Annotated in this window: 20 protein-coding genes and 2 pseudogenes; 20 read left to right on the plus strand and 2 right to left on the minus strand. The window is 37.6% G+C overall.

All coding sequences use genetic code 11. The features are described 5' to 3' along the window. Positions 1–14 precede the first annotated feature (14 nt). The 18 genes and pseudogenes from rplQ (at position 15) to KGF86_RS19035 (ending at position 15,567) form a co-directional block, all read left to right on the plus strand. Entirely contained in the window at positions 15–368 is a 354-nt protein-coding gene (rplQ, locus tag KGF86_RS18950; RefSeq protein ID WP_186871278.1) for a 50S ribosomal protein L17, read from the plus strand. A 461-nt stretch (positions 369–829) separates the two neighbouring features. Continuing rightward, entirely contained in the window at positions 830–1,669 is an 840-nt protein-coding gene (locus KGF86_RS18955) for an energy-coupling factor ABC transporter ATP-binding protein (protein ID WP_186871279.1), read from the plus strand. Next, positions 1,645–2,517, plus strand: coding sequence for an energy-coupling factor ABC transporter ATP-binding protein (locus tag KGF86_RS18960; protein WP_211742689.1), 873 nt, complete (start codon positions 1,645–1,647; stop codon positions 2,515–2,517). The genes KGF86_RS18955 and KGF86_RS18960 overlap by 25 nt, the downstream gene beginning before the upstream one ends. Beyond that, positions 2,510–3,313, plus strand: coding sequence for an energy-coupling factor transporter transmembrane component T family protein (locus tag KGF86_RS18965; protein ID WP_211742690.1), 804 nt, complete (start codon positions 2,510–2,512; stop codon positions 3,311–3,313). Before KGF86_RS18960 ends, KGF86_RS18965 begins: the two co-directional genes overlap by 8 nt. An 18-nt stretch (positions 3,314–3,331) precedes the next feature. Beyond that, positions 3,332–4,072, plus strand: a complete 741-nt coding sequence (truA, locus tag KGF86_RS18970) for a tRNA pseudouridine(38-40) synthase TruA (protein ID WP_211742691.1) — start codon at positions 3,332–3,334, stop codon at positions 4,070–4,072. A gap of 293 nt (positions 4,073–4,365) precedes the next feature. Next, entirely contained in the window at positions 4,366–4,803 is a 438-nt protein-coding gene (gene rplM / locus KGF86_RS18975) for a 50S ribosomal protein L13 (protein ID WP_186871283.1), read from the plus strand. An 18-nt stretch (positions 4,804–4,821) separates the two neighbouring features. Then, positions 4,822–5,214, plus strand: coding sequence for a 30S ribosomal protein S9 (rpsI, locus tag KGF86_RS18980; protein ID WP_186871284.1), 393 nt, complete (start codon positions 4,822–4,824; stop codon positions 5,212–5,214). A 350-nt stretch (positions 5,215–5,564) separates the two neighbouring features. Further along, on the plus strand, positions 5,565–6,008 hold the full coding sequence (locus KGF86_RS18985; protein WP_211742692.1) for a hypothetical protein: 444 nt from the start codon (positions 5,565–5,567) through the stop codon (positions 6,006–6,008). A 55-nt stretch (positions 6,009–6,063) separates the two neighbouring features. Continuing rightward, positions 6,064–6,126 (plus strand): annotated as a pseudogene (gene rpsI / locus KGF86_RS18990) (30S ribosomal protein S9); the annotation flags it as partial. Between the two features lie 523 nt (positions 6,127–6,649). Next, positions 6,650–6,841, plus strand: a pseudogene (locus tag KGF86_RS19430) (hypothetical protein); the annotation flags it as partial. 289 nt (positions 6,842–7,130) lie between these two features. Continuing rightward, the gene (locus KGF86_RS19000) at positions 7,131–9,170 is read left to right on the plus strand and encodes a TolB-like translocation protein (protein WP_211742693.1); all 2,040 of its coding nucleotides are present in this window, start codon (positions 7,131–7,133) and stop codon (positions 9,168–9,170) included. A gap of 365 nt (positions 9,171–9,535) precedes the next feature. After that, a complete protein-coding gene (locus KGF86_RS19005; RefSeq protein WP_186871287.1) occupies positions 9,536–9,760 on the plus strand; it encodes a hypothetical protein in 225 nt (74 codons plus the stop codon). A 217-nt stretch (positions 9,761–9,977) separates the two neighbouring features. Beyond that, the gene (locus KGF86_RS19010) at positions 9,978–10,205 is read left to right on the plus strand and encodes a hypothetical protein (RefSeq protein WP_211742694.1); all 228 of its coding nucleotides are present in this window, start codon (positions 9,978–9,980) and stop codon (positions 10,203–10,205) included. Between the two features lie 191 nt (positions 10,206–10,396). Further along, on the plus strand, positions 10,397–11,071 hold the full coding sequence (locus tag KGF86_RS19015; RefSeq protein WP_211742695.1) for a hypothetical protein: 675 nt from the start codon (positions 10,397–10,399) through the stop codon (positions 11,069–11,071). Continuing rightward, complete coding sequence (locus KGF86_RS19020; RefSeq protein WP_211742696.1) at positions 11,071–12,291, plus strand: efflux RND transporter periplasmic adaptor subunit; 1,221 nt, start codon at positions 11,071–11,073, stop codon at positions 12,289–12,291. The genes KGF86_RS19015 and KGF86_RS19020 overlap by 1 nt, the downstream gene beginning before the upstream one ends. Positions 12,292–12,441: 150 nt before the next feature. Next, positions 12,442–13,599: a GNAT family N-acetyltransferase gene (locus KGF86_RS19025; protein ID WP_186871291.1), complete on the plus strand. Its 1,158-nt coding sequence runs from the start codon at positions 12,442–12,444 to the stop codon at positions 13,597–13,599. 86 nt (positions 13,600–13,685) lie between these two features. Then, positions 13,686–14,405: an N-acetylmuramoyl-L-alanine amidase CwlD gene (cwlD, locus tag KGF86_RS19030; protein WP_186871292.1), complete on the plus strand. Its 720-nt coding sequence runs from the start codon at positions 13,686–13,688 to the stop codon at positions 14,403–14,405. Positions 14,406–14,508: 103 nt separating this feature from the next. Further along, positions 14,509–15,567 (plus strand): Mrp/NBP35 family ATP-binding protein, encoded by a 1,059-nt coding sequence (locus tag KGF86_RS19035; RefSeq protein WP_186871293.1) that lies wholly within the window; start codon positions 14,509–14,511, stop codon positions 15,565–15,567. Between the two features lie 54 nt (positions 15,568–15,621). On the opposite strand, the gene gerD is transcribed toward KGF86_RS19035, so the two are convergent. Continuing rightward, complete coding sequence (gerD, locus tag KGF86_RS19040; RefSeq protein WP_211742697.1) at positions 15,622–16,272, minus strand: spore germination lipoprotein GerD; 651 nt, start codon at positions 16,270–16,272, stop codon at positions 15,622–15,624. A 146-nt stretch (positions 16,273–16,418) separates the two neighbouring features. Between gerD and KGF86_RS19045 the strand changes: the two genes are divergently transcribed. Next, the gene (locus KGF86_RS19045) at positions 16,419–17,042 is read left to right on the plus strand and encodes a KinB-signaling pathway activation protein (RefSeq protein ID WP_211742698.1); all 624 of its coding nucleotides are present in this window, start codon (positions 16,419–16,421) and stop codon (positions 17,040–17,042) included. A gap of 81 nt (positions 17,043–17,123) precedes the next feature. Here KGF86_RS19045 and pdaB read toward each other — a convergent pair whose 3' ends face one another. Continuing rightward, positions 17,124–17,882 (minus strand): polysaccharide deacetylase family sporulation protein PdaB, encoded by a 759-nt coding sequence (gene pdaB, locus KGF86_RS19050; protein WP_211742699.1) that lies wholly within the window; start codon positions 17,880–17,882, stop codon positions 17,124–17,126. A gap of 215 nt (positions 17,883–18,097) precedes the next feature. Between pdaB and KGF86_RS19055 the strand changes: the two genes are divergently transcribed. Continuing rightward, positions 18,098–18,319: a hypothetical protein gene (locus KGF86_RS19055; protein WP_186871297.1), complete on the plus strand. Its 222-nt coding sequence runs from the start codon at positions 18,098–18,100 to the stop codon at positions 18,317–18,319. Positions 18,320–18,749: the final 430 nt, after the last annotated feature.

Below are 18,749 nucleotides of genomic sequence, written 5' to 3' on the forward strand. Positions count from 1 at the left end.
GGGAGGGATAGTCCATGGCAAGAAAACTAGGACGTACAACAGATCAACGACTAGCACTACTTCGCAACCTTGCTTCTGATTTAATTATTCATGAGCGGATTGAAACAACAGAAGCTAAGGCTAAAGAACTTAGATCTGTAGTAGACAAAATGATTACATTAGGTAAACGTGGTGATCTACACGCTCGTCGTCAAGCAGCTGCATTCTTATACAACAAAGAGGCTAATGAAGAAGATACAGTTCTTCAAAAGCTATTCAATGATGTAGCGAAGCGCTATGAAGACAGACAAGGTGGATATACACGCGTTCTTAAGTTAGGCGAACGCCAAGGTGATGGAGCGAAAATGGCAATTATTGAGCTAGTTTAATCAATCCATACGCGTTAAGGGCAGGACTTGATCTCTTCCACGAGGTGAAATCCAAGCCCTTTTTTTGTATAGAAAAGGGCTTGGATTTCAGGTTAAGTGGATCACGTGTTTCGATTGAATGGGCAATATACATGTAATATAAGCGGTATGAAGTGGTTAACTAGGGTTAGTTATAGAGGAAATTAGGCATCCGAACCTTTAGATGGTCGCTAGAACTGTAATAGGGAAATATACCATATAATGGGCAGATTTTTCGGATACACGGTTATGCTATACAAGCATAGTTGAAAGCTAATTATCCTGCTTTAGGTTCACTAAGCTAAGTAAGGTCAGCCCCAACCACTTTCCCCAGACACCCTTCGCTAAATTAAACACCTATCTATTAACATTCAACAACAGAAGTAGTAAAATACATACATGGATGTAACCTAAAGGCTACGTAGAGAATAGGAGGAATAAAGATGAGAGAGAAGTTTATAGAGTTTAGGAATGTATCGTTTCGATACGGAGAAGAGCAGCCTTGGGTATTAGAGAACGTTTCATTTGAAATATATCAAGATGAATGGGTAGCGATTATTGGGCATAATGGATCTGGTAAATCGACAATCGCTAAGTTAATGAATGGACTATTGTATCCCCAAGAAGGGGAAATTTTAATAAATGGGATGCCAGTTAACGACGAGCACGTCTGGGAAATTCGTAAGCAAGTAGGAATGGTCTTCCAGAACCCTGATAACCAGTTTGTCGGGACAACTGTTCAGGATGATGTAGCCTTTGGAATGGAGAATAGAGGTGTCCCAAGAGAAGAAATGGTCACTAGAATTGATGAGGTATTAAAGGCTGTACGGATGGAAGATTATCGCCTTACAGAACCACATCGACTATCAGGCGGACAAAAGCAACGAGTGGCGATAGCTAGTGTGCTAGCCATTCAACCAGCTGTTCTAATCCTAGATGAGGCGACAGCAATGTTAGATCCAAAGGGTCGTAAAGAAATTATGCGAACCGTTTCAGAGATTCAAGCAAAGAATGAGATTTCACTTATTACGATAACACATGATTTACAGGAAGTAGTACAAGCAGAGCGCGTTATCGTGATGAATAGCGGTAAGGTATGGGAAGAGGCGACACCGCGAGAGGTTTTTGCTAAAAAGGATGAGTTACGGAAAATCGGCTTAGATGTTCCCTATATTGCGTTACTGGCAGATGAATTAAAACGAAATGGGCTAGAGATCTCGACGGAACCTTTAAATCATGAAGAATTATTGGAGGAATTATGGACATTACATTCAAAGATGTAAGTTACATCTACCAAGCAAACTCACCTTTTGCTCATTCTGCGTTAAAGGACCTATCCTTTCATATTCCATCTGGATCCTTTGTCGCGATAGTTGGTCATACTGGATCTGGTAAGTCAACATTACTCCAGCACTTAAATGGACTGTTAACACCAACTAAAGGTGAAGTTCGAATTGGTGACTTTCATATTAATTCGGATAAAAAAACGGAGAATTTAAAGGAACTTCGTAGTCGAGTAGGAGTCGTCTTTCAGTATCCTGAACACCAATTATTTGATGAAACCGTCGAAAAGGACATCGCGTTTGGACCGAAGAACTTTGGGGTTTCCGATACAGAAATAGCGGAACGAATACGAGATATTATTCCTGCAGTTGGAATGGATGAGTCTTTACTAGAAAGATCCCCTTTTGATCTAAGTGGTGGACAAATGAGACGGGTTGCGATAGCTGGAGTTCTTGCTATAAAGCCAGAGATTCTTGTTTTAGATGAGCCAACTGCAGGGCTAGATCCAAGAGGTCAATTGGAAATAATGGACATGTTCTATACGCTTCACCAAGAGCGCAACTTAACTACGATACTAGTAACACATAGTATGGAGGATGCCGTCAAATACGCTGACCATGTCATTATCATGAACAAAGGAACAAAATATATGGAGGGATCGCCAGAAGAAGTATTTACGCAACGAGAAGCGCTTCATCAGGTGCAATTAGAAGTCCCTGAAGCTATTCAATTTATTACCTCATTTCAGGAGAAATTTGGGTTAACCATCCCCTTCAAGCGTCAAACCGTTGAAGAGCTTGCGGTTGAGATTCAGCAATTACTAAAGGGGGCTGAATCGGATGAATAACATGATGATTATCGGACAATATGTCCCAGGAAATTCTTTAGTGCATCGGTTAGACCCAAGAATGAAGATTACGATCATCTTCTTATTCGTTATTATTGTGTTCTTTGCTAATAATGTCGTTAGCTATAGTATTTTGACAGCATTTGCGATTATTACGATTGTTATCACGAGAATCCCGTTTCGTTTTATATTGAAGGGATTAACACCAGTATGGTTCTTAATTATTTTTACCTTTATCCTGCATTTGATTGTAACAAAGGAAGGTTCCGTAGTTTTTGATTTATTTGGGTTTAAAATATACTCAGGAGCCATTATACAGGGGTTTGCAATCTCGCTACGATTCTTCCTATTAATCTTGATTACATCGCTATTAACGTTAACGACAACACCAATAGAGATCACAGATGCGATTGAAGATATGTTACATCCATTGAAGAAAATCAAGTTCCCAGTACATGAACTAGCTCTCATGATGTCGATATCCTTACGTTTTATCCCAACCCTTTTACAAGAGACGGATAAGATATCAAAGGCACAAGCATCAAGGGGAGTGGATTTTCGTACTGGACCAATGAAGGAACGGTTAAAAGCCATTGTTCCTCTATTAGTACCGCTATTTGTTAGTGCGTTTAAGCGTGCGGAAGAGCTTGCGATGGCGATGGAAGCTAGAGGCTACCAGGGAGGAGAGGGAAGAACGAAGCTAAGGCAATTAAAAATTGATAAGATCGATATCTTTGTTTTGCTTTTCTTCTTATTGGTAATTGCTGGGCTATTCTTAACGAGAAATTATTCATAGTTTGGAGGTTGGACAGTTTTGCCGAAAATTAAATGTACGATTAGCTATGATGGAACTAATTTCCATGGCTATCAGGTCCAGCCCGATAAACGAACCGTTCAACTAGAATTAGAGCATGCATTGGAAAAAATCCACAAAGGTGAAAAAATCCATATTCATGCATCCGGCAGAACCGATACAGGGGTTCATGCTAAGGGACAAACCATTCACTTTGAAACGAATCTAGATATCCCGGGGAATAGTTGGAGGAAGGCACTCAATGCCTTATTACCGAGTGATGTATATGTGACACATGCAGAAGTAGTTTCTAATGATTTTCACGCTAGATACAATGTAGTGGAGAAGGAATATCGTTATTTTTTATTAAATACAACGAATCCTGATGTTTTTAGACGAAATCATGTGTATCATTTTCCATATAAGCTTGATATAGAAGCAATACAAGAAGCTTGTCGTTATTTAGAAGGAACCCATGACTTTACCACCTTTTCTTCAGCAAAGGCAACTGTCAAAGGGAACAAGGTAAGAACGTTGTATGAGGTTTCATGTAATCAAGATAACGGGCAAATAGAATTTATTTTCCGAGGAAGTGGATTTTTATATAATATGGTTCGAATCTTAGTAGGAACGTTAATCGATGTTGGGCAAGGGAAAATTAGCCCTTCTGATATTGGCACGTTGTTAGAGGCAAAGGACCGGAAATATGCCGGGAAAACAGCTCCAGCTCAAGGTTTATTCCTGTGGAGAGTAAGCTATTAAGGAATCATTATTTCTGACAAAACACTACATTTCCTGGGAAATATCGACACCTTTCTTTTTAGATAGAAATGCTGTATAATAGAAAGAGTGTTTTTGCAATGAATTATAAAAAAATATCAATAAATAAATCTGCCAGACTCTTGACAATTTACCCTATTTTGATATATTATGGTCTATGGCATTTTATTTCTAAAACCGCGATTAGCCCCGGAACTAATTGTGTTGAAAATATAGGAATAACGAACTTTAAACATTTAAAAATTAATGAATGAAAAATATGGAGGGAACCAATCATGCGCACAACTTTCATGGCGAATGAAAACAATATCGAACGCAAATGGCTTGTTGTGGATGCTGAAGGCCAACGCCTTGGTCGTCTAGCAAGTGAAGTTGCTGCAATCCTTCGTGGAAAGCATAAGGCAACTTATACACCACACGTTGATACTGGTGATTATGTAATCATCGTTAACGCTGACAAAATTGAACTAACTGGAAACAAATTAAGTGACAAGAAGTACTACCGTCACTCTGGACATCCAGGTGGATTAAAAGAACGTACTGCTGATGAAATGCGTACAAAATATCCTGAGCAAATGCTTGAGATTGCAATCAAAGGCATGCTTCCAAAAGGATCTTTAGGACGTAAAATGGCTAAGAAATTACATGTATACAGAGGTGCTGAGCACAATCATGCAGCACAAAAACCTGAAGTTTACGAACTTCGCGGATAATAAAAGGAGGTAAATCAATTGGCACAAGTACAATACTACGGCACAGGTCGTCGTAAAAGCTCAACTGCACGTGTACGTTTAGTACCGGGTACTGGTAATGTAACCATAAATGGTCGTGATGCAAAAGACTATTTCCCATATGAAACTCAAATTCTAATTCTTAACCAACCACTACAAGCTACTGAAACTCAAGGAACATATGATGTAATCGTTAATGTTCATGGTGGTGGATTTACTGGTCAAGCTGGTGCTATCCGTCATGGTATCGCACGTGCTTTACTAGAAGCAGATCCAGGTTATCGTTCAGCGCTTAAGAGTGCAGGGTTCCTAACTCGTGACCCTCGTATGAAAGAACGTAAGAAATACGGTCTTAAAGGCGCTCGTCGTGCACCTCAGTTCTCAAAACGTTAAAAACCTTATACAAATGGTTTGCCCTCTATGCTCTTATAAAGCAGAGAGGGTTTTTTTATGTCCAAATTTGGATTTGAATACCCCTAGCTAAAATGTCATGTATTACTAGACGAGGCAAACAGTGACAATAACGAACTACTAAATAATGAGTGTTAATATCACAGTAAATGAATATAGCACCTTATAAAACGTCGTTCCTATTTTGGAATGACGTTTTTCAGTTTCGCCCAGCATGGGCGAAACTGAAAAAGCGGAGCTGGTATGCTCCGCTTGATCCACCACGTTAAGGGGCGAGATAGGTCTGAAATTAATCATAAGTGATATTGAAAGATTATTTTTATATGTGTATTATGAACAAGAGAAAAGCAATCAAATGCGTAGACCTCAACTATCATTTATTACCGAATAAGGGAGATTTTATTGTGGGCGCTTTGTTTTTTGTTTTTAATATGTTTATAGCTGTTTTCGTTCTTATCCTGCTTATATTTACTGCCATAATCGTCTATATAAAATTATTAAAAAATAGGCACTACCTTTATTCCTTGCTGCTCTTGTTATATCCATTTTCATTCACAGCCGCAGGCGTTTTACTTATAGCTCGTGGTTCAGCAATAAACCGTGAGGACTTAAATTCTCGTTTGGGAGCTGGTGAAGATGTCCATATTCTTTCCGCTGATGCTGGATTTGAATTTACTTTTTGGGGTTATGCTTTCTTGGCGGCAGCATTAATTTTATTGCTCATAGTCGTAATCTTAATTATAGCTAGATTAGTGCAAAGCTATAAGAGCAATTAGGTTCGACAGCCTGAGCCTACATTTGAATGTAGGCTCAGGCTGTCGAGACTAGCAGAAAGAACGTAAGAAATACGGTCTTAAAGGAGCTCGCCGTGCACCTCAGTTCTCAAAACGTTAATAGAAACATTGATACATCAATGTTTACAGAGCTTTTTAAGTTGCTTCACTTGAACCTTATAAAGCACTTAACAGATTTAAAGCATCAGCATCTTGCTGGTGCTTTTTTTCTGGTATTAATTCCAGATAATAATTCTGTGTGATTTAACATTAATGTGACCTAATCGCTTTGATACATAAGCAATATCTATGTTATTAGCAAATAAAATGATGCATGTGATCTCTTAATCCGTGAAACGTTGTTTTCTCATCTTCATGTATTAATCTAGTCTCATAGCATACAGTTCTCTTTCAAAAGAAACCTCAATTAAAAAATCGTTATTATATATAACTGGTATTTTATGTCCAAATGTTCTGCCTTCTGGTATCTTAGTTCCACAGGCGTTTATTATTCGGATGGCAACAGAAACATAGGCAAAATAAAAGAGCAAGCCTGAGCTTGCTCACAATTAGTTTCTATTACTAATAGTATTGATGGTTCCCCAAAATATAAATCGATACAGAATAATTATAAGGAATATTTAGTTGGAGAGGATGGTCCAACATATGAATCAATCGAACAATTAGCTAGCTTACGTGCTATGCCAAATGTTCATGTCATTCGTTCGGCCTATGAAATTGAAACTCACGCAGTATGGAAAACTGCGATTATTTCAAGAGAACCACCAACAGTTACTTTCTTTTATCCCCATTATAGTTTAAGCTCCCATAGTTAGTTGAGCTACTCTTCTCTCTAAAACAGATCACTCCCCAACAAGGTTAATTATCCACCATTACCTCAAACGACGTGATTCGACAAAATATAACATTTTATCGGTTAATCCGACTATTTTCCTATGCCCTTCTGCACAAGATATTTCATTTTATTAGTGCTAGGGTTATTAATGTATGTCAAAATACTAATTTATGCTGGTTACACAGCCATGGGCAGAAGGGGTGAATTCGACAGTTTGATGTAGGAGAATAAACCTGCAATCGACAGAAAATTATTAAAAGGATGGTTAGATGAAGAAAAGATTTTTAATTTTGTTAATGCTATCATTTTTGGTCGCTTGTTCCAATTCTGGCGAGGAAACAAAAGGGAAGCAATCAGAAAATGATGATCAAGCTAATGAAGAAACAGGAGAAACTTCGTTAGCTATTGAAGTACTTTATTCTTATGATCATGAAGAATCTAGAGATTATTCTCTGCAAGGCATAAAGACTGATTCAGAAGGTTCTGCAGTAGTATTTACCGCCAAAGAAGACATTGACAGAAAAAAAGATTATTATACATATTTTATCGATCGAAATGATCAAGTTATTGAGGCTCTTGAGTTAGCGAATGACCCAGATCAAGAGAGAAGATGTGTAGATTTGAATCTATCTCCGGATGGGAAGTATTTACTGTATGACTGTCATGATGATGGCATCCATTTTTCCATCTATGACTTAGAGGAAGAAGAAACGACACATCAAATCCCAGAGGATGATAGTTTAAACAGAGACGATATTCTTGGAGTTTCGAATGACTTAACGGTTTACTTCGAGACAGAAAATGACGACTGGGAAAAACAATTGACATTTTATGATGTGCAAACTAAAACAACACAAGATTATGTTCTCGACGATTTACTTGGAACTGAGCATGCCTCAATTAGTAAAATCATTCCAACAGACGATGGTAAACAAATACTAATTGATACTGTAGTAGAGCTATATCTTTTTGACACAGAAACCGGAGATGTCCGTAAAATAGAAGATGTGGAACCTTATCAAGAAGAATTTGATAATAACAATTTATTCATATACAATGCTAGACTTTCCCCAGATGGGAAATATTTATATTACAGCATTAGTGAAAATTCAAGTGATCCAGTGTATAAAGAATACTTCTTTCATAATTTAGAAAGTGGAGAAGTCCGTGTTTATGGTGAATTAGATTACAGTGTGCGTAATTTTGACATACACGGAAACTTGTTATTAGAAGGAGACGAAAACCTTTATCTATATAATTTCGATAGGGAGGAAACAAAGATCATTCCCGAGATAGAGGTAGGTGTATATTCGGGATATTTCACCCTAACTCATAATGGACAATTTATCATTTATACAGATAAAGAAAGAAATGACGATAATTATACAACGTATCTTTATCGAGTATCTCTTGGTGATATTAATACGTATGAGACAACTAGTTTTGAAGCGCAAGAGGAAAGGGCAAGAGAAGAAGTTGGTCAGGATGAAATTGCCTTATCAGATGCATCGTTTGAAGAATCCGACCTGTTCCTTGAATTATGGGACAGCAGTACCTCGGTTATGTTCCCAACCGAGTTCCCTGAAACGGTTACTGATAAAACCAATCATTATTCCGGTGATCCAAGTAAAGGACGATATTCTCAAACCATATACGTTGATACAACATCCCATAAAAGAGAAGAAATTAATTTCACTACTTCGAAAATTGACGAAGGAGACACTTGTCCATTACTAAGGGATCTTGAAGTTGTCGAAACAAAGAATGGAAATGACTATTATTTCCATGCATATCAAAATTCCGATGTTGAAGCAGGTGTATTAATTGACAATGTATGTTATTTTATCGATGCGGAAGATTACACCCAAGATGAAATGCTATCTATTGTCCAGTCGCTAGAGCCAATCGATACGGCTTTCCATGAGCTTAAAATGGATGGTTTAAAGTTCCCTAAGAAATTTCCAATTGGTGAGCCAGAAACAAGAAATCCGCGTGTCATTTCCTACAGAGATGGTGAAACAGTCGACTATCTAATCGATTATAGAGGTGATGGGGAAAACGACATCAAGATGGATTTGGAAATACGAAATAGCGAACCGAAGCTCTATATGAATGAGAATACTGGGTTTGAGGTAGAAGTAGATGGCTGGGAAGAAGCATATTTCTTGGAAGATCGTATGAATCTACACCTTTATGATGGAACCTATTACTATATTATAAAATTAGATATTTCGAATGATATGTTAGAGGCATTTGGTAAAGACCATGTCACAGAAACATTTATCGAAATCGGAGAATCAATGAAATAACCATATACATTAACTAAAGAACCGATTCCTTTCTCCAGTGAGAAGGAGTCGGTTTTCCTTTTTACGGTGAGAATCTCCTTATGAAAACAGGATGCATCCTTCTTTTATCGTATTCCTTATATAAGCTGTTCCTATCAATATAGATTGACGGGACATACGCTAGCTCCAAATTCCCTCTAGTTAAAAAATAGAAACGCTCCTCCAAGCCTGCCAGTGGACAAGGCCAACAGCAAATTCTAGTTATTTCATGGCTATCTCAGACATAGGATAAACATGAAGAGTACATTAGCAAGAAGTTATATTTATCCACTTTTTTATTCTTCATAGAAAGTACTTCGTAAAAACGATTAGAGGTGGTGCAAAAAATGAATCGTTATCGTAAATCAATAATTGGTGGACTTGTAGGTGCTTCGACTGCTGGAGGTTGGTTGATCATGGATCTATTACTTCCAGAGCCAATTGGTGACTATTTGTTATTCGGATTAATGGGATTGGTTAACGCTGCAATTGGTTGGCAATTTGTAAGAATGCTTGATAGGAAGCAACGTAAAGGAGGGGAAGCGGAAAGGATAACCACCGGAGCACATTAATGTTTACCTGGTGCATTGAATAGGTTATTCAATGTTACCTGTTTCACTAGGTTAGAAGAAGGCCTGCGATGAAGGCATAAATGTATCCTTCAGGGTCAATCTACTTTGATATATGGCATGCTTTGTTTATATATAGAAGTTAGTAAAAAGAGGGTCTGTACACATATCTGTTAATTTTTATGCGAGTTACTAATAGAGTTAAAGGTGGGTATAAGAAATGAGTCGATTTCGGAAACCTATGTTTGGTGCTTTTGTTGGTGCTACTACTGCCGGAGGTTGGCTGATCATGGATTTAATGCTTCCAGATCCGGAAGGTGATTATTTTTTGTTTAGTTTAATGGCAATTGTAAATGCAGCAGTCGGCTGGAATGTAGTAAAGATGCTTAATAAAAAACCAGAAACAAAAGAAGCCACATCAGAAAAGTGGCATACGGAATCAAACTAAATAGCTTATGTGTGCCAAGTAGCTCCGTAAAGTGGCAAAATTCGGGGATACTTGGCACTATTTTTGTGTAACTCTGGTGCTTAAGCACTATTATTATTTTAAATTAATTGAAAATAATGGATATTTGTGGAACCGTGCGATAAAATTGATAAATATAGCTCCCTGAAAGTTATACAGAAACGGGTGAAAAAATGATTTATCAGGTACAAATTTTTAAACTATTATTTGCAGTAGATGATCATATTTTCCGGATTGGTAAAGCAGAACAAATTCGCAACCCATGGAAAACGATTTCCTTATTGGCGCTTCTCAGTGTCCTGATTTATAGTGGTGCTAGTTTATTGGGAATTGGTTCCTCCGCATTATCTAGCGGAGCTGCTTTATTAAGTGCTGCTGAGTACGAGGTATATAAGTTTTGGTTTATTATCGGTAGGATTATTTATTCATTAGCACTGGTAGGCATGGTTTTATTTATCCCATCCTTAATTTATTATTGGGTAACAAAAATTCCTTATAAAAAACTCTTACTAATGCAAGTCGTAGTACTGTTCATAATGCTTTTGGAGCGGATTTTGTGGATTCCGCTAGCAATTTATTTTGGACTTGACTGGTTTGTATCACCATTTTCCTTAGGGATTATCACATCTTATTTAACAGATATCTCTTTTTTGATTTATCTATGTGGGGCTTGCTCTCTATTCCAACTATGGATTATCATTTTTCAAGTAAAATTCTTAAGTAGACTTTCTGGTATACATAAGGGCTGGATATGGAGTACGGTCATCTTGTTTCATCTAGCAACTTGGACTGTAACAGCTGTAATCGCGCTTACAGATATGCATATGATAAATGGGTGGTTTAATTAATGAAGAAACGAATAAAATGGTTAGCGATAATCTTGTTTATAGGGATTAATAGTCTACTGGTTTGGTTAGATGATGGAGAAAAAGTAGTTAAACAAGCGTATGTAACAAATTGGGAGCAGGTCTATCAAACCGACTTTGTTGAAACGGTAGAAGCAGATGGTGTTGTTGACTACTCCGGAGAAAGCTATGTGTACTTTGACAAAGCGCTAGGAAGCTTTGATCAGTTTCTAGTAGAGGAAGGAAGCGTGGTAGGTGTAGGAGACCCGCTTTTTCAATACCAAGTACATGATTATTTGACGACGGAAGCTCATCTAACGTATGAGTTAGAGAAAGTAAATAGCGAAATCGATGCGATTAAAGATGCGATTACCGAGATGGTAGCGTTTCGGATACCGGGTCCTTCAGTGCCAGTTGTAGGGAGTAACGAGGAAGACGGGACAACTGTGATTGTTTCACCACCTGAACCGGTAGAAGCGGAAGTGATGAAGGAGCAATTTATTATTCAAAAGGAACAAGAGTTAGCTGCCAAACAAGACTTAAAAAATATGATTCAATCACAATTAGATGATTTACATGCGACTGGTGCTGTCATTACAGTGGAAAGTCCGGTTGAGGGGAAAATAAAAAAACTTTCTTCCACATTAAATGATCCGTTAATAAGTATTGAAGAAACAGCTTTACAGGTGAAGGGGAATGTTGATGAATCTGCAAGGGTTGACATTGGCGTGGAGCAACCTGTCGATATTTTGTTAAAGGAAAGTGGACAAGTATTGCAAGGTACTATCTCTCATGTGGAAGATGCGCCGTATGAAGTAGATGTGGATACGGCTAGTATTTATCCGTTTGAAGTGACTTTTACGGATGAAGAAATCTTGGATGTATTACCGGGGTATCATGCTGATTTAACGATAACCGTCAATGAATCATTGAATGCCAATACGGTTGATCCAACTATGGTAAATCATAATCAAGTGTGGAAGTTGACTGAGGCTGGAACATTGGAATTAGTTCCGGTGCATACTGGTATTATGATGGATAACAAATTGGAAATTGTTAGTGGATTGGAAGCGGGAGATTCTGTTACGGATGAATCGATTCCGTTCTCGTACAATGGTATGCCATTCTTCACGCCTCTAAAGATTAAGCAGGTGCCTTGGTTGGAGATTGGGAATTATGAAGAGAGAACGAAGCATATATTAATGGGAATTATGGTGAGGTAACATATTTAAAAATGTTTTTCTTAGCGCAGGTCCCTAGGATAATCCTGTATCACGGTAGAAAGTGATACAGGATTAATTATTTTAGTCAGCATCTCTTTAATCTTAATTGTTATAATATATTTGCAATACATTCGTTAGGAGGAATCCCAGATGATCAAAGAGCTGAATATTAAGGAACATTATCGTGAAATTTTCAAACTATCACAGTTTGCTTTTCAATATACGTTATCGGAAGCGGAATTAAAAGCAAAGCGAGAGGAAGCGGAGCGTCATACGATTTGGGGAGTTATGGAGGAGGGTCAACTAGCTGCTAAACTACATTTAATTCCTTTAGCAGTATCTATCCATGGAAGGTCGATGCAAATGGGAGGCGTTGCATCTGTTGCTACGTGGCCTGAATTTAGACGAAATGGTATGGTAAAGAGCCTATTAGCAAACGCATTAAATCACATGCACCAAAACGGACAAGTATTATCCTATCTTCACCCATTCTCCGTTCCGTTCTATCGGAAATATGGGTATGAAGTTACATTTAATAAAAAACAATATAAAATCCCATTCGAGAAGTTAAAGCGAAATTGGGATGAATCTGGATATGTGAGAAGAACGGAAGTCGATATTGACTTATTAGATAATTTGTATAGCCAGTACATAGGGAACTATACGGGAGCCCTTATTCGGGATGAAAAGTGGTGGAAGCAGCGTGTACTAAAAGACCATCATCAAATTGCGGTAGCCTATAATGAGAATCGTGTTCCGGAGGGCTATATTCTATTTCATGTTAAGGATAAGCTATTTACAGTTAGTGAAATTGCTTATCGGTCCTTAACTGGCTTAAAGCTATTAATGGAGTTTATTGGTAATCATGATTCCATGGCGGAGCATGTTGAAATCACTGTACCAGAAAATGATAATATCCCACTTCTCCTTAAGGAGCCACGATTCGAAACAAAGGTTAATCCGTACTTTATGGCGAGGGTAGTTAATGTAAAGGGCTTTCTTACTCAATATCCATTTGGGGGATTACATCCTTCTGTATCTCTTTTTGTGGAAGATGAGTTTCTACCGGTTAATACGGGGGTGTATGTACTAAATCCTCGTCAGGAGGGAGTGACCTGTACCCATATGAAAGGTAAAGGGAAAGCAGATATTACCTGTAATATTCAAGCATTTACGACGATGTTTTTAGGGTATAAAAGGCCAACAGAGTTACTTGCGTTAGGGTTAATCGAGGGAAATATCGAAGCGGTTAATAAATTGGAGGATATGATACCAAGGCAGCAAACGTATTTACCGGACTTTTTCTAATGCATGTAGTATCGATTCATTCCAAAGTCATAAACCGATTACTTGTCCCATAAAATAGGATGAGGATAAATAAAGGGGAGAATGGAATGAATCGATTAGGGAAAATAGTTGCTTGGATTATTGGGTTAATCGTCCTTGTTGCACTTATCAAATTGCCGTTACCAGATTTAGAGGAAACAATGGGATTTTCTTTACCTCTGGCAGGGAAAACCATTGTACTTGATCCAGGACATGGCGGACCAGATGGAGGGGCAGTTGGTAGTGATGATACATTAGAGAAGGACATTGCGCTAGAGGTATCGAAAGAGCTAAGAAACTATTTACAGCAATCTGGGGCAATAGTGTATTTAACTAGAGAAACAGATACAGATTTAGCGGATGAAAATACGAAAGGTTTGTCGAGGCGAAAGGCAGAGGATATTAGAAAGCGAATGGAGTTTATCCACTCACATGATGCGGACCTATTTTTAACGATACATTTAAATGCCATTCCCTCAACCAAATGGAGCGGAGCACAAACATTCTATTTTCCGAAATCGGATGAGGGAAAGCATTTAGCACAAATGATCCAAGCTGAAATTATCCGTAATTTAGAAAATACGAACCGAAGTGCACTAGCTGTGAATAATCTCTATTTATTAAAGCATGCCGAGGTACCAGGAGCACTAGTGGAAATTGGTTTCCTTTCTAATGTACATGAAAGGGAATTACTAAAAACAAATACGTACCAACGTCAAATGGCGGCAAGTATCTATAAGGGGATTTTGCGCTATGTCACCGAAGAACCTGAGGTGGAGGAAGAATAAGAATTGGATCACTCCTTCCAAAATTCATATCACTTAGATTTCTAGTGATTTATGGTATACTAGCCTTGGACTACTTAATCCATGCTAATAGGAAGGTGATTAAATGTTAACGAAAGAAGAAGTAATACAATTACTGAATCCTGTAAAAGATCCCTTTTTACATAGAACGTTTGAAGAAACACAAGGAATTAAAGAAGTAACGATAAAGGAAGATAAGAAGCATATCAGTGTGAAGGCTGCGATTGGAAAGACGAATACAGCTGAACAAATGCAGCTTCAACAAGAAATAGTAGGCATTCTAAAGCGTAATGGTGCCGTTACAGTAGGTCTTCGATTCGAGCAGTTACCCGACGAAGTTATAAAAAAATACCAGCCTGCAATTGAAAGCGCTAAAGAAAAGGCATTAATGGGTGGCAATAAACAACCCCATTTCCTTGCCATTGCTAGCGGTAAAGGTGGCGTTGGTAAATCAACGGTCACCGTTAACCTAGCTGTTGCATTAAGAAGAATCGGTAAAAAAGTCGGTATTATTGATGCGGATATATATGGCTTCAGTGTTCCAGATATGATGGGAATCGAAGAAAGACCGGTTGTTCGTGGAGAGAAGATTATTCCAGTGGAGCGGTTTGGTGTTAAGGTTATTTCCATGGGATTTTTTGTTGAAGACAATTCCCCGATTATTTGGCGTGGACCAATGCTTGGTAAAATGTTAAATAGTTTCTTTAAAGAGGTAGAATGGGGAGACCTAGATTATTTATTACTAGATCTTCCTCCAGGTACAGGGGACATCGCTATGGATGTGCATGAACTTTTACCATCTTGTAAGGAAATAATCGTAACAACTCCACATCCTACTGCAGCATTTGTAGCAGCTCGTGCTGGTCAAATGGCATTGAAAACAGAGCATGAAATATTAGGTGTTGTGGAAAATATGGCTTACTACAAGAGTCCAAAAACAGGAGAAAAGGAATATGTATTTGGACAAGGTGGCGGTAAGAAGCTTGCGGAAGTATTAAAAACCAAAGTGCTTGGACAATTACCAATTCAACAGCCTTATGAAGAAGAGGATGTATTTGCACCATCCGTGTATCAAGAAGACCACCCAAATGGCAAAGAGTACCATAAAATGGCAGCTAAAGTTATTGCCAAAGTAGAAGAATAAAGAGGGAAAAGGTCAGCACCCTGAAAAATGGGAGCTGACCTTTTATCTTTTAGTTTATTCCGCTCCGCCACCGGACCCGCTAGATCCACCGCCAGATTGATTACCGCCACCAGGACCACCTTGCTCACCAGATTGATTACCGCCGCCTTGGCCACCGCCTTTACTTTGTTCTTCAGCAGCTTTTAGTAATATCTCTTGTATTCGTGCCTGGAATATTGGTGATTCTAAGGTTTGCTGGATGGTTTCTTCTAGGTGTGCGCGAAATTGTTGGCTTTTTAAGGTTTGAATTTGCTGTTCTGTCATTTCCGGATTTTGTAATAAATCCATCATTTGCTTTTGGTATTCCGAATCATTCATTAAGTCCTTCATCAACTTTTTCTGATCTTCTTCGATGGATTTATAAAATGTTTCAACAAACTTAGGGTCTTCAAATAGCTTTTTCCACATTTCGCCGCCCTTTTTAGATGATAAGGTCTCATCAATCGCCTGTTTTACTGTAGTGGAGTCAATAACGAGCTGTTTCTGCATCTCTTCATCAGCTAATATTTCTCCAAGGGCTTTTTTTCCATCCTCGGTTTGCAATATATCAACAATCATTTTTTTGGTTGTATCATAATCCGTTTCCTTTGGCGCTGCTTCCCCTCCACATGCACTCATTAATAAAAGCAATCCACTAATTAATGGTAAGTAGACCACACGTAGCATGATAAATCCTCCTTCCACTTATCCTTTAATATGGATGAGATAAGTAAAAATATGCACTTGATAAAGGAAAAAAGATGTTGTTCATGATAAAATACCAATTATGTAAGCGGATTTTGGATTTATACTATATCAGGGGGACATTTCAATTGAATAGTCGCAAAGTAGTAAACTTGTTTTTAAAAACATTAGCATTAGGTGGTCTCGTTGGGCTAATTGTTAGTTTTTTTGTGAATGTTAGTGGTGCCTATACAGAGAATTTGCAGCCGTTTAATTTTATTGGATTATTAGGCGTTATGCTTTTCTTTATAGGACATGGAATGTTGTACAGTGCTGTAAGTCAAACGGGCTTCTTCGCGTACTTGTATGTACATAGATTAGGTCTAAGCATCTTCCGTTCATTCTGGCCGACAGTACAGATTGTATTAATCGCATTCGTTCTTTTTGATTTAGTTTATTTCCCTTATAAAAATGCAGAAGGTGAAGTATCCATCATTTGGTTTATACTGGCTGCTTTTGCTTTATTCATTTATGGATGGATTATTGCCAAAATAAAAGCGAAAGAAACGAAAAAGCATGCATTTATACCTGCTTTATTCTTCATGGTTGTATTTACAGTGGTTGAATGGGTACCGGCTTTACGAATTGGATTTGTTGGTGTCGAGTTTTCATTAATTATGGTATTAACATTACTTGCATGTAATACATACCAGCTACTAATCCTGCATCGTCTTCATAACAGTCCGGATAAAAAGGAGAAAATAGCTAAATAAATCCAAGAAAAACCTGATGGCTTGTACATAGTCATCAGGTTTTTTGATTTATTCGAGGTGTATAGCTTGAGAGAAATTTTGTTATTCCACTATTTTAGATTCTGCGTGGGCTTGATTGATTATTTCTGACACCGTTACAAACGTAAATCCTTTATTTTTTAATCCTGGTAGAATAGTATTCAAGGATTCTGCTGTTTGTTTTACAGAATCAGATGCATGTAAAAGGATAATATCCCCGTTACTCGTTTCTGACATGACATGATCAACGATTTTTTGAGTTCCTGGGTTTTGCCAATCGTGCGGATTAATATTCCAATGAATCACTTTATGTCCCATGTCTTCTGCTAATTTAATTATTTCATCATTGAAGTGGCCATGTGGTGCACGAACAAGCTCTAGATCCTTATAACCTAACTTGCCAAAAACCTCTTTTGCATATTGTAAATCTTTCCTAACTTGGCCGATTTCTTGGTCTAAATAGCTTTTATAACGATATCCTAGCATACCGACTTCATGCTTACTTTCGGATATTTTTTTCAAAATGTCTGGATGTTTTTCGGCCCATTCACCACTTACAAAGAAGGTAGCTTGTACTTGATGTTCCTCCAGCTGTTTTAAAATATCATGCACCTTCTCTTCGCCCCAGCTAATATTAAAGGTTAAGGCAATATTCGGCTCCTTGGAACTTCCCTTTGTTAACGCAACCGCCTCATTCTTTGAGAAAACAGAAAAAACGCCATTGCTTTCAAACCAAAGAAAGCCAGCAGTGAAGAAAGCTAATATAGCTACAAGCGCCCATCTTTTTATCCGACTAAATCGCCACACGTAAAAATGATTCATTACTTACCCTCCTAAGGAAACAAGCTATCAATACATCTTATGAAGGGAACGATAAAATATGAACAAGCTGTCTAGAGATTTGCTAATTTCGTTTGAATAAATTTATTAAAAGTGAGAACGATATAAAATACCCCCATATTACCTAAATAAAAACGAAGGTATATAGTAACAAGAATTATAGTGAAATTTGCCGAATTATGATGAGGTGAAAGAATATGCTAGGATTAATGATTAATCAGACCGAACAAAAGGAACTAGAGTATTTGATAAAAAGAGAATTAGATGAAATCATTTTTGATTTAGATGATACAAGAATTGATAATATGGTGAAGAGTGCGATGAAAGAACGGTATAAAGTGTTGTTCCAGTTATTAAGAAGAGTAGCTAGCGAACAAGAATGTATGCGATACATACCAAAGAAGACACAGAATGAATAAGTTACCATTAAGTCCTGTTTTACATATAATACAATGTTAGTATACTAAAATTTCAGAAGAGATTTTTTTTGAAAAAGACCGTTGATTTTATTTTATAGCTATGGTATATTAATTTCTGTTGTCACATACGAAACATTGTCGAATACAACTTCAAAAAGTTTTTTCGAAAAAGATGTTGACATTGTGTGGTAAACATGTTAAATTATATCTTGTCGCTAAAAACGACAAAGCAAAATGATTGCTCCTTGAAAACTGAACAAAACAACCAGTATGTCAAGAAAAAACATACCCTGTTTTTTCTATTAAAGAATTACAGAAGCTAGCAGCTTCTTTGCTAAGAATTACCTATGATTGATTGGTGTCAATCGTAGACAAACTTTTTTGGAGAGTTTGATCTTGGCTCAGGACGAACGCTGGCGGCGTGCCTAAT

The sequence above is a fragment of the Ornithinibacillus massiliensis genome (assembly GCF_018310345.1).
GTDB lineage: Bacteria > Bacillota > Bacilli > Bacillales > Amphibacillaceae > Ornithinibacillus > Ornithinibacillus massiliensis.